Genomic DNA, 13,171 nt, shown 5'->3' with positions numbered 1-13,171 from the left:
GGAAGCAGCGTACTCGCCACCTAACTTCTTGGCAAAATTGACGATAATATCGTTGTATTTATCCTTTTCTTTTGTTCCTCTACCACCAGCAACAATAATCTTGGCCTGTGTAATGTCCACCGAGCCAGCCATTGTTTCAACAAATTGTTTAAATTTTCTACGAGGTTCTGGAATTGAAGCAGATACTGCTGTAACTGAACCTGCACCACCAGCAGCTTCTTTTTCAAATGCACCTTTTTCAAAGGTTGCTACAAACTTATCAGTTTTTACTGAACGCTGTTCCTGAATCTTGCCATTATACGTATTGCGTGTAAATACAATTGTACCGCCCTGCATTTCAAATTTATTGCAGTTAGTAACTATTCCACAGCCTAGGTTCATTGCCAATTTGGCAGCATAATCAGTTCCATCATAGGTGTGAGGTACTAACACGCCTTTAACATCTTGAGATTCAACAACTGCTTTTGCAGCTGCAACATACGTATCAGCGCTGTACACTTCTAATTTAGGATCTACTACTGCAAATACTTCTGGTATATACTGTGCAACTTCTTTTGCTAAACTATCGTCTTTATAGAATACAGCAGCAGCAGGGGATGCACCCATTGCAGATGCTATCGCTTTTGCGGCTTTACAAAGTTCTAATGTAGCATCGCTTATTTTTCCATTCCTTTGTTCTGCTATTACTAATATACGTGCCATTGTGTACCCCCTTATATCACTTTAGCTTCATTGCGTAATTTTTCAACAAGTTTGGCTGCAGCGGTTTTTGGATCGCCTTCAATAATTTCAGCTTTGTGGTCTGAAACTGGGAAGAACATCTTGACAAATTTTGTCTTTGAACCTGCCTCACCAACAGCAGCAACACCTAAATCAGCAGCTTTCTTAACATCAAGTCTTTTCTTCTTGGCTTTCATAATCCCTGGAAGGGTTGGATACCGTGGCTGGTTAATACCTGACTGAATTGTAAGAACTGCCGGCATTGCCATTTCCAGCACTTCATTCAATCCGCCTTCAAGCTCACGGTTAACTGTCATTGATTTGCCATCACCACCAACTTCAATTTTAACAACGTTTGTACAATGTGGCATACCAAGCATATCAGCTATCATAACACCTGTAACTGCTGCCTGGTCATCCTCTGCCTGAACACCCGTTAGTACCAGGTCAACGCCACCCAGGCTTTCTACAGCCTTGCAGAGGGCAGATGCAACAACGAAATTATCGCCTGCATCAACCTGCTCGTCCTGAATCTGAATACCCCAGTCGCCACCCATTGCAAAAGCCTGACGAATTTCCTTTGATGCTCGCTCAGGGCCTGCTGAAATAATGATAACTTCACCACCAAACTTCTCTTTCAATTGCAGCGCAGCCTCCACAGCATATTCATCAAAATCATTCATTTTGAAAGCAATCTGGGATTCGTCGATCTTACTGTCACCAATAATTTTGAATTTTGATTCCATATCTGGAACCTGCTTAACTAAGACAGCTATCTTCATAGTCCCACTCCCTTTTATAAAATTTTATGCAAAAAAATTAGAATAAGCCCATTTGTGCACAATGGTATAAATTGCTTTTTATATGTCAAGATTTATTAGTATATTTCATTTTATTAATTTTATGTACACTAAATTATATAGTATTTTTAGTAAAAATGATAAGCAATAGTTTATTGAATGATTATGATAAGCCGTACTACAAATATTATTTTATCTTTTTTGCACGGCGCTTTTCAATAGGATATACTTCCTGGCCTTTTGACAGTAAATCAATATCCTTTGAGTTAAGAGGTTTAGCTAAAAGTACTCTTGTGTCTACCTCTTTAACCTGCAATACCACTTTTTTACGTGGTTTTTCTGTATCAATCGTATCATCGTTATCGACAAAGGTTTCAAGCATGCTATCTATTTCAATGCCGTCTATGCTGCCTAAGTTAACTACAACCGTTTCATCGGAATAGGATAAGATTTTACCCCAATACGGTATGGTAGAATATAATTTTTTTGCAATATCTAGTGAAATTGTCTGTAACGAATACTTGCTATTATCTGATGCAGTATATTGAGCAACTACCACCCCAGTTTTTATATCCATAAGTTTTGCATGAACTTCAATATATCTACCTGAAATAGTATATTCTCCATATAAGAGATAGGATATGAAAGGAATTTCGTTTGAATTAATCTTACTATTAAGAGTATCAAGTATATCGTCTAAATTATTAGATGGAAATTTTGCAACAATTTCTTGGCGCTGCGATAAAGGGAAATTTCTATATCTTCCAAATTGTCCCATTGCAAAGTTTATTGAATTAGCAATAACAGTACCTGCATCGGCAAATACCGGCACTGCAACATCTGGGTTAAAATTGAGAACTAACACCATAGGCACATCACGTGGTAATTCTTCTTTATCATAGCCCAGCCGGAAAAATAATTTGTCCCTTCGTTTCATTACTGCAATACTCATCATATCCTGCGTTTTTTGTGTAGGATTCAGAGTGTGCATTTTTTTGATTTCATCATAGTACAGTTCAAAATATCCTAGTNTTTCATAAATGCGCATAAGCTCCTGACGAGCGATGGTATTATTAGGATTCAATGCCAATGACAATCGCACAAAATACTGAGATAAATCAGGGAATCCCTTTTTTCTCAGTTCCTGGGAGGAATTAAAATCATCGTTACTGCTCTGTATACGCACAGGATGGCCTGTTTTTATGTGTTCAAGTAAACTTAGCTGCCGCATCTTCAAACCAATAAGGCTGTTAAGGTTGTCTTTTGCTAACGCTTTTTCGTAATATTTCAGTGCTTGATTGATATCGCCTTTATACTCATACATTAAACCAAGATTATAAAAGATTTCATTGCTGGCAATGTGTGAATAATTAGTAACTATCGCCTCATAGTATGATATTGCATTTTGATAATCCCCCTGAACATACAATAAATATCCCATATCGCGATTTGCCTGAAGATGCGTTTTGTTTATTATTAATGCTTTCTGTAATTCGTCAATGGCCTGATTGAGATAGGCTCTGTCACCAGAATAAAAATATTTGAGATACAATAATTCAGCAAGCTTAACAAAGGCATCAGGATATGTTTCTTTTGCATCAATAGCTTTTTTTACAAAAACCATTGCATCATCAATACGTTTGTCTTTTGCCTTTATTTCAGCATATAATAACAGCGCATCATAATAATACGGATCATTTTGCAAAATGCGATCAAGAAGGCGCTTTGCCCAGAGCATTTTGCCCATTTTGTAATATAGATATGCCATACCAAAGCGTGATTCATTATTTGTGTACGATAGCTCATTTAATGTATCGTACAGTTTCATAGCTTCACGGTAACGACCTAAACCAGTATACGCCTTTGCAATTCCAAGTAGCGCTTGCTCATTATTAGGATAAAGTTTTAGCACCGCTTCAAATAGTTTCACTGATTCATTGTAGCCTTCAGTTTGCAGGTATGAATATCCTAGCCCTAGCAGTGCTTCTTTATATTTTGGATTTTGTGCAAGGGCATTCTGAAATGCAACTATTGCGGAATATGCATTGCCTGATTGCAGGCTTTCCCAGCCCTTTTTATTATAATAAATAGCATTTTTCTGCTGTTGTTTTACCGGTTCCTGTCCATAAAGAAAAACCGTACAGAAAAGAAAAAGTAGTATAGCGATATTTTTTCTGCTCATTTGTTTTTTTATTGATAAAATTATAGTATTGAAAGCCAAAGTTATTACATAGCAGCCTTGTGTGTAAAGTCAACAAAATATTTTTATCAGTACATGTAAAGAAATAGTTCTACAATGAAAGAAATCAAATCAATAATAGTATCAGTATTTACACTTTTTGTAATTTTTGCAATAGTTTTCTGGTTTTTCAACAGTGCCCCACGGCATATGCAGGGTGATACAATCACCATACGAACAGGTATGAATCTTTACCAGACAGCATATTTTCTTAAATCTAAAAATTTTATTACGAGCGCATCGTTTTTTTACATAATGGGAAGAATACTCAATGCTACAGATGTAAAAGCGGGTAACTATCGTATATATAATGGAGAATCAAGCTTTTCAATATTGATGAAAATAACTAGAGGTAAATTTATAACTAAAAAAATTACTATCCCTGAAGGTTTTACCATATACGACATTGCAAAAGTACTTGAGGAAAATGAAATATGCTCAGAAGGTGAATTCCTTTATTGGGCTCAATCACCATCGTTTTTATCTACTATAGGAATACACGCGGCAAGTGCCGAAGGTTATTTATTCCCTGATACATATATAATGCCTGTTAATACTGATCCTCGTGATATTCTTGTCAGGCTTGTCAACCAGACAAAAAAGGTAGTACATGATATTCAGGAATCAATAGAGGTTCAATACTCTAATCTTCATCAAATACTGACAATTGCTTCTTTAGTTGAAAAAGAGGCAAAGATTCATACCGAACGACCTCTCATTGCTGCAGTATTTTACAACAGATTAAAATTAAAAATGAAATTAGATTGTGATTCCACAATACAGTACGGCCTCAAAAAATTTGGCAAACGGCTCACGTATGATGATTTGGACTCGGATACTCCGTACAATACATACAAATATACTGGCTTGCCACCAACACCAATATGTAATCCTGGAAAACGTTCCATACTTGCAGCTTGTAACCCTGCAAATGTTGCATACCTTTTTTTTGTTTCACGCAATGATGGTTCACATTATTTCTCAAAAACATTGAGTGAACATAACAAAGCTGTTGATTATTATCAAAAAGGGATTCAAAATGGCTTTAAGGATAGACAAAAAAATTGAACTGGTTGCCCCTGCCGGCAATCTTGAAAAATTACAGGCAGCTGTTCACTATGGAGCTGATGCAGTATATTTTGGTGGACAACAATTTAACCTGCGGGCAACCACAAAAAATTTTAATATAGAAGAAATACATAAAGCAGTAGAGTATGCCCATAATCACAATGTTAAAGTAATTTTTCTTTTAAATGCATTTTTGCATGAAAGTGATATTCAGCCAGCAAAAGACTACATACAACAAATCAAGCATATACCATTTGATGCAATAATGATATCTGATCCTGGGATGGCTCTTCTTTTGGAGAAAGTTGATGTACCGCTTCACCTTTCAACACAGATGTCAACACTCAATCATTTGGCTGTTAAATTTTGGTCCAACAATGGGATATCACGGATTGTTCTTGCACGTGAAACAACACTACAAGAAATCAAAAAAATTCGTGAACACACCAACATTGAGCTAGAAATATTCTGCCACGGTGCACTGTGCATTTCGTATTCCGGAAGGTGTTTACTCAGCCGCTATCTCACAGGTCGTGACGCAAACCAGGGGAATTGCTCTCATCCCTGCCGATGGAAATATTCACTCATTGAAGAAAAACGCCCGGGCAATCATCTTGACATTGTTGAATATGCTCACGGCACCGAGATACTTTCTTCAAAGGATTTATGTTTAATTAACAAAATTCCTGATTATATTAACGCAGGAGTCAATGCGTTTAAAATCGAAGGAAGGATGAAATCATTATATTATACCGCCAACGTAACTCGTATCTATCGCCACGCAATTGATACATTTTTAAATGGTGGCGATAGTAACCTGTATAATGACTTCTGGAAAAAGGAACTTGACCTTGTAAGCCACAGGCCCTATACTGATGACCTTTTCAATGAGTTTGCTGAACAATCGTTTAATGGCGTACCATACATCAAAAAAGCATTATTTATGGGATACTGTGTTGACACTGAAAATAAACTAATTAAAGTATTCAATCCCATATACAGGGGCGACACTTTAGATGTAATTTATCCTATAGTTAATAATCAGATATATGATAGTACGGTAACTGTGACAAATATATTAGTTGAAGGTACTGACGTTGAAATGGCACAGCCCAATTCAACTGCAACAATTATATTAGACAAGCCCATACAGAAATGGGCAATCTTACGCAAGAAACTTGAATAAATTATACTTAAATCAAAAAGAATTGTTTTTTGTAGCAAAGAATATGAATGTCTGAATAAAAGAAGAGATTTTTTAATGAATATTTATCGATGCAGATAATATTCTGTTAAATTCACTCATCCTAAAGTTTTGTGATGAATTAAAAGGACAGGTTGAAAGTTATAAAGATAACGATACAAAGTTTTGCCTTGCATGGTTGCAAGGCAAATTGAGATGCGGACGAGGACCTGAACTGATGCTATTCCGCAGCCCGCAGTGGAATGATTGATCTTTTTTAAAAGGTAAAAGATATTTTTCTTTGGCACTTTCTTTTGTTGCAGTATTTGCAAAAGAAATTGCAATAAGATTTCTTGCAAAAATTTATTTTCAATGGAGGAACTGATGATTCAAAAGCCACCTGGAGTTGAAGACATATTCCCTGATAGATCTCCAAAATTTAATTATATCATTAATACGGCCAAACAAGTCTTTAAATTATACAATTATCGAGAGGTCATTCTTCCAATAATGGAATATACAGAAGTATTTGCTCGTGGAATTGGTGATTCATCAGATATTGTGACCAAAGAAATGTTCACTTTTGAAGACCGCGGTGGCAGGAGCTTAACGCTGAGGCCCGAAGGTACTGCCTCAATGGTGCGTGCTTATGTTGAAAATGGTGAATACAACAGATTGGCATTATGCAAGTTTTTCTACTGTGGACCAATGTTTAGAGCTGAACGGCCTCAAAAGGGACGATTACGCCAATTTAATCAGTTTGGGGCAGAAACATTTGGCAGTGATGATCCCTGGTATGATTTTGAAATCATATCAATAATGAATGAAATAGCAATTCGTTTGAAAATTACAGATTATAATTTGTTGATAAATTCTATTGGTTGCCCTGATTGTCGCAAACCGTATATTGGACAATTGTTTAACTATTATTCACAGCACCAAAAAGAGCTTTGTGAAGACTGCCAAAAGCGGTTGTATACAAATCCTCTAAGGTTACTTGATTGTAAGGTAGAAAGCTGTATAGCATTGAAACAAAATGCGCCAAAAATTAATCACTTTCTTTGTTCATCATGTAGCCAACATTTTATGCAAACAAAAGATTTACTGGAAAAACATGCTATTATGTATCACCATGACCCATTGTTGGTTCGTGGCCTTGATTATTACACTAAAACAACATTTGAATTTGTTACTGCTAAATTGGGTGGACAAAATGCGTTTGCTGCTGGAGGAAGATATAATAATCTTGTTGAACTTTTTGGTGGCAAGCCTACCCCCGCCATTGGTTTTGCAGCGGGGGTTGAACGAATAGAATTGTTATTGGAACAGATATCAATAGAAGAATATCTTGATGTATATATTGTGTATTCTAGTGAAAATGCATTGCCTGTTGTTTTTAAAATTGCAGAAGAGCTACGTAATAATAATATTTCATGTGATTTTGAACCGGGATCAAAGGGTTTTAAAACACAATTTAAACGAGCTGATCGAGAAAAAGCAAAGTTTTCATTGATTTTTGGAAATGATGAAATTACACACAATCTGTAACAGTAAAAGATATGGTTTCTGGAAATCAGGTAAATATCCCAATGGACACAATTATTAATTATTTAAAAGAAAAACTGACATATTGACATAAATTCAAAAGAAGGTAAAAGACATTAACTCTATTAAATAATAGGTTTTAAATCTATTATTTATTAAATTAAATTTATGGACAATTATTAATAATAAAATACTTTACTTAATTTATTATATAATCTATTTTTAGATAGCATTTTCTATCAACTATTATTTTAACATAAGGCTGTAAAAAGATGTATCATGAGTATTGAAAATAAAACACAGCGTTTCCCTTTTGTTCAGGGGTTATTGGCTAAAGAATCATATGTATATGATATTTTAGCTGAAATAGTGCGTATGCAAGAGCTATCGCTACCCGATGGCAAAAGAGAAATGGCTACCCTACCCTCATTACAAGCTTCACGAAATATACCAATTCCTTTTACTACGTCACGTAATAACCAAATTAATTATTTGATTACACAGTTGTTGAACTCTTATCCCGATCATGTAAAAAAACTCATAACATTTAGTTTTACAGTTGATGAAAAAACAAAAAAATTAGATATCTATGAAAAAGAAGAATATTGTGTAGATATTCATGAAGAGGAATTTAACAGAATACAATTAATGCGTGATGAGATATCAAAACAAAATTTGTTAACGCTATTGAAACAATATCGCTTATTTAATCTTTCAAAGCTGATAAAAAAATCAATAAATAAAAATGACTTAAACAGGATAATTAAATCTGAACTGGGAAATACAATTTTTACATTCAAACATTTCACAATAGACAAAAATCACATTGAACTGGCAGAAGATTATTGTTTTCATGCCGACAATTACCAGGCAGTAAAATCAACAATAAATTTTAAGGCATTAAAAAACATTATTACACAGCACGCTGATATGATTTTACGCAGATTAAAAAAATTTGGTATTATATCGTACGATTTCAGCGATTATAGAGATGCTAAATTGGATTATATTTTTACTGTTCTTCTTGATGATATGGCGTCGTTATTGCCAGAAAGTGATTTGGCCGAAGTAAAAAATTTACAGGCCTTCAGAAATTGTCTTCTGAAAGTTGATTCATTGCTTGATCCTGTAGATGCTTATAATAATGATATTGTATCATTTATACGGGAACACAAATTGTGCTCGCAAGATGACATTATAAATACAATACCTGAAATAGATGAATCGCTTATGGAAAAATGGCGTGAATCTAACTATAAAAAAAATGCTAAAATTTTAGTGTTTAATGATTCTGAAAATAATAAATGGTATTATATAGATGGGCCTGTTTTTATTAATTATATTTCTGATTGCAACCAATTGCTTTTTTATCAAAATGAAAGATATGAAAAACTAAGCTATATAGAAAAAGAAAAGCTAAAGAATAATTATGAAATTCTTATAAAAATTGCTGAAACATTAATTACCGAAAATAATGACGAATTTGCTTTAAATCATGAACAAAAAGAAATTTTACAGAAAATACTTGACGATTATAACTTAAAAAAGAAACCAGAAAAATCTGCTGCTCAAATACCAGCAAGTAAGGAAATAAAACAAAAAAAATCTTTGCTTGCCCGCATAATAGAAGTCATATTTTCGTTATTCAAACGAAAAAAGATTATAAAGCCAATTACTCAAACTCATGTCTATTCATCACCGGTTCATCAGCTAAGTAAGCAAGCCCGAAATCTATATGATACTATCAGTTCTATTAACAAGAATATTATTGCACTTTCGGAAGTTATGGACATTACTGATGAGAATGAATCAGAAGTAAGTGAAATAATTGATGAACTAAGGGATACTGGTCTAAAAATAGTTATACCAATTTACAATGCGCGAAAAGTTCTGTATCCACGTCGCAGTCAGAAGTTGTTGATACCAGATATTGAATATATTTTAGTTTCACCGGTAGTCATTCGGTCATATGATGCTATTAAAGAATTTTGCGATTCATTGATTGGAAAAAAATTAAATGGTGAGATTATACCCTCATCAGGGATTATTGCGATAGAGAAGTATCTGCATACTCTCTATCGCCAAAAAAGAAATATAATGATGAAAAAGTAATTAATCTAATTCTGCACTGCATGAATCTGATGTACATGAGGCACACGAAGGTTCTTTTGTAGAAGAATTTCCTTTTTTGCCATTCCCATTATTCTTATAGTCTGTTACATAAAATCCAGAGCCTTTAAATATTATACCTGCACCAGATCCTATTAAACGTTTGACTTCACTACCACATTTTGAACAGGTTTTTAATGGCTCATCTTTTATAGACTGGAAAATTTCAAATTTATTATCACAAGAGGTACAAACATACTCATAGGTAGGCATTGTTATCCTCCTTACTTCTATCCATTTTAAAGTGCTGAATTTATATAATTTTTGAAAATTATATATTTGATATTAAATATAATGAATTTTTATTATTTTAGCAACATCCCAAATATTTTTCTGTAAAAATTTATATAGATTTTTGTTAATCTTTTTCTACATCAGAAGCTTTTATCCCATTTGTTGCATATCCAATACTTTCACTTAGTTCCTTGGCACTTAAGTCAAGAATACGTGAAAATCCCTGAACAAATTCTGCACTTTCTAACGCTTGTTGACTGATTTCAATTATTGAATTAACAGCTTTTGTCAATTCCTCAAGGGTAACCTTCTGTTCCATAGAAAAATTATATACTGTACCTGATAATTCTTTAAATGACTCCAACTTTGATTTGATGTCTTTATTTTTTGTATTAAGTTCATTGGTAAAATCAATAGTGTCTTTTAATACATTAAAGGTTTCAGTTATACCTTTTCGTATGGCTTTAATTGCTTCAGTAGCTTTACTAATATATTGAATTTCATTAGTTATCATTCTTGCCTGTTCTGCAATTGTTGAATGTATACCTTTCACAATATCTGCTGTCTGGTCAGCTAATTTGTTAACCTCATCTGCAACAACGGAAAATCCTTTACCTGATTCACCTGCACGCGCAGCTTCTATTGCAGCATTTAGAGCCAGTAAATTAATTTTATCAGCTATTTCATTAATATTTACTATTGTCTGCTCTACCTCTTTTAAATATTCTGCAATGGATTCTATTGCATTAATTGATTTTGTAATTGTTACTTCGCCATCTTCAGATTGTTTTACAGCCTGTTCAATAGAATGTGATAATCGTGTTATTCGTTGTGAGATCTGAATACTGCTTGCATCTATCCCCTCAATATCATTTTTGATTACATCCATACTGTCAGCTTGTTGCTTAATAGCATTAAGATTTGATTCAAATGAGGAAGACATCTCTTCATAGGCACTTGATGTCTCTTCAACTATTGTCGACAGCTCCCGCGCTATATCATATAATTTGGTGGCTGACACATTAAGGTCCGAACTAAGACGTTTAACCTCTTCTGATTTTGTGTGAGTTGATTGAAATAGATTTCGAAGAGATTCAACCATTTTATTAAAAGCTGAGGTAATGTACCCAAATTCATCACCGGATTGAACAGGTATATGAACATTTAAATTGCCCTTATCTACTTCTCGTAATCCTTCAGTAAGTGTTCGTATTGGTTTTATAAGAATTCCTGCAAAAAACAGACGTAAAACAAAACGAACAAAAACATATACAACGAAAACTATTAAAAGTAACCTTAAAACAGTCTCATGCATATATTTACGATATTCAATATAAGGAAAACCAACTTCATATATAATATTATCTTTTATATAACGATATGCAAAGACATGAGTTGATGAATCATTTGATGTATGATATACTCGTGAACCGATAAATTGAATTGGTATGAGATATTGATTTAATGCAGATTTTAATTCTTTACCTTGTAATGTTGTAGTATTTAAAAAATCTGTCAAAACCTTCTTAAAACCAGATAAAATAGGATCTTGTTTTGATAATAATATTTTTAATTTATTTTTATAATCTAAATCATGTAACTGTAAAATTTTATTATGTAGATAGTATACTTTAGCATCCAATTTTTTACAAAAATCTATGAAGTCTTCCTTTTTGTTTATTCTATTTTTTTGAATAAATTCAAGAAGAGTTACCCTGTACCCTTCAAATGACTTAGGCGAATTATTTATTATATTAATAACTTGATCATCAAATGATTGATCTAAAACAGTAAATAAATTTAGCCATATATAAGCATGTTGAAGTTCCAGAGCTATACTTTCCTGATTAAAATTTGTAGGTATAGTGTTTACCCATGAATTACTCTTAATATCATACGATGATATATATGCATATTTATTCAAATGGATATCATCTGACTCAGATAATAATGCAGATCGGTAATATATATCATCAAAATTTTTCTCATTGCTTTTGATAACAATGAATCCAATAATTTGAAGTAAACAAAGGACCGTAACTAAAATTATACCAATAAGTTTGCCTAAGAAGGAAAATCTATCTTTAGAATTATTTATATATACTATAAAAATCAGGAAAAAGCCTAAAAGATTGAAAAGTGTCCATGAAGTATGAAATACTTCTCTATCAATGACGCCCTGCCTGCTTAAAGTATTGGTAACAGAAGGTACAATTGTCCCAATGACTGTAAATATAAATAATAATACAATGGTTTTTTTGTCCTCTTTATCGCTAGTAAAAAACCTCCACCACTGTAATATGTATGTGAATAAAATCCCAATCATTATAACTATGCCTATCTTGGCACTTATTTCCTCAGCATCAAAGTCATAATAATGTCCTCTGAATAAATATACTATATCAGATTTTAGTGTGGTAATTGCAAAAACGATAAAACATAAAAATGCTATTACTAAACCCGAGATAAGATAAAATTTAGAAAATTTTTGAGCTTTTGGATAAGGGAAAAAGAAATATAAATAACCCATATATGTAATTGTAACTAATATAGTTGATACTGTAATCCACCGATGATATGCTGCTAAAGGGTGATAAATACTTGACGAAATAAAATATCCTATATTAAAAATACCTTCAATAATATAACCTATAGATATTGCAGTAGTTGCTTGAGATCTGTCTTTAGTGTTATATAAAAAAATGCCAGTAGTAAAAAAAAATATTGCAGGTATAAATGACCCCAATGAAAAAGAATTAAACAGTATTATTGAACCCATAGAAACCAGACCCCTTGAAAAATGTTTTTTTATATAATTAATGTTTACATATTATAAATCGGCTAAAATAATCAAGAATATTTTATTAATTATTAATCTATTTAGACTGATAGTTATAGTGAATTTATTGCTTATTTAAAACCAATACAGAACAAAGAGCAAAACTCCTGGAATAATGAATTTATTCTTTTTTTGAATTGACAGGCAGCAGTAGCTATAAATATACATATCAGGAACAAAAGCCAGCGTAGCTCAGTTGGCAGAGCGGCGCACTCGTAATGCGCAGGTCACCAGTTCGATCCTGGTCGCTGGCTCTTATAAATACCCATTAAAAAATACAGCCTAAAATATAAAAAGTTATTGACTAACAAAAACAATCCAATCAGACTAAATTTCAATATAATTATTTTTCATACCATATATTTCGATAATGA

At 33.0% G+C, this 13,171-nt stretch carries 9 protein-coding genes and 1 tRNA gene; 5 read left to right on the top strand and 5 right to left on the bottom strand.

Going from position 1 to position 13,171, the window contains the following annotated elements; translation table 11 throughout:
• The 3 genes from N3F66_01090 to N3F66_01080 form a co-directional block, all read right to left on the bottom strand.
• Nucleotides 1-702 (bottom strand): FAD-binding protein (locus N3F66_01090; protein MCX8122742.1); only part of this gene is annotated, 702 nt, incomplete at its 3' end.
• Nucleotides 703-713: 11 nt separating this feature from the next.
• The gene (locus N3F66_01085) at nucleotides 714-1,502 is read right to left on the bottom strand and encodes an electron transfer flavoprotein subunit beta/FixA family protein (GenBank protein MCX8122741.1); all 789 of its coding nucleotides are present in this window, start codon (nucleotides 1,500-1,502) and stop codon (nucleotides 714-716) included.
• Between the two features lie 205 nt (nucleotides 1,503-1,707).
• Nucleotides 1,708-3,702, bottom strand: a complete 1,995-nt coding sequence (locus N3F66_01080; GenBank protein MCX8122740.1) for a tetratricopeptide repeat protein — start codon at nucleotides 3,700-3,702, stop codon at nucleotides 1,708-1,710.
• A gap of 114 nt (nucleotides 3,703-3,816) precedes the next feature.
• On the opposite strand from N3F66_01080, the gene mltG reads away from it, so the two are divergent.
• The 4 genes from mltG (at nucleotide 3,817) to N3F66_01060 (ending at nucleotide 9,667) form a co-directional block, all read left to right on the top strand.
• Nucleotides 3,817-4,827, top strand: a complete 1,011-nt coding sequence (gene mltG / locus N3F66_01075) for an endolytic transglycosylase MltG (GenBank protein ID MCX8122739.1) — start codon at nucleotides 3,817-3,819, stop codon at nucleotides 4,825-4,827.
• Nucleotides 4,799-6,013, top strand: coding sequence for a U32 family peptidase (locus N3F66_01070; GenBank protein MCX8122738.1), 1,215 nt, complete (start codon nucleotides 4,799-4,801; stop codon nucleotides 6,011-6,013). Before mltG ends, N3F66_01070 begins: the two co-directional genes overlap by 29 nt.
• A 381-nt stretch (nucleotides 6,014-6,394) precedes the next feature.
• Entirely contained in the window at nucleotides 6,395-7,558 is a 1,164-nt protein-coding gene (hisS, locus tag N3F66_01065; GenBank protein MCX8122737.1) for a histidine--tRNA ligase, read from the top strand.
• A 276-nt stretch (nucleotides 7,559-7,834) separates the two neighbouring features.
• A complete protein-coding gene (locus tag N3F66_01060) occupies nucleotides 7,835-9,667 on the top strand; it encodes a hypothetical protein (GenBank protein MCX8122736.1) in 1,833 nt (610 codons plus the stop codon).
• Here the strand turns inward: N3F66_01060 and N3F66_01055 are convergent, their stop codons facing one another.
• Nucleotides 9,668-9,937 (bottom strand): zinc ribbon domain-containing protein, encoded by a 270-nt coding sequence (locus N3F66_01055; GenBank protein ID MCX8122735.1) that lies wholly within the window; start codon nucleotides 9,935-9,937, stop codon nucleotides 9,668-9,670.
• 145 nt (nucleotides 9,938-10,082) lie between these two features.
• Complete coding sequence (locus N3F66_01050; GenBank protein ID MCX8122734.1) at nucleotides 10,083-12,737, bottom strand: methyl-accepting chemotaxis protein; 2,655 nt, start codon at nucleotides 12,735-12,737, stop codon at nucleotides 10,083-10,085.
• Between the two features lie 241 nt (nucleotides 12,738-12,978).
• Here N3F66_01050 and N3F66_01045 point away from each other — a divergent pair.
• A tRNA-Thr gene (locus N3F66_01045) sits at nucleotides 12,979-13,051 on the top strand.
• Nucleotides 13,052-13,171 lie beyond the last annotated feature (120 nt).

The organism is Spirochaetota bacterium (assembly GCA_026414805.1).
Classification (GTDB): domain Bacteria; phylum Spirochaetota; class UBA4802; order UBA4802; family UB4802; genus UBA4802.
This window is presented reverse-complemented; position numbering and strand designations above follow the sequence as displayed.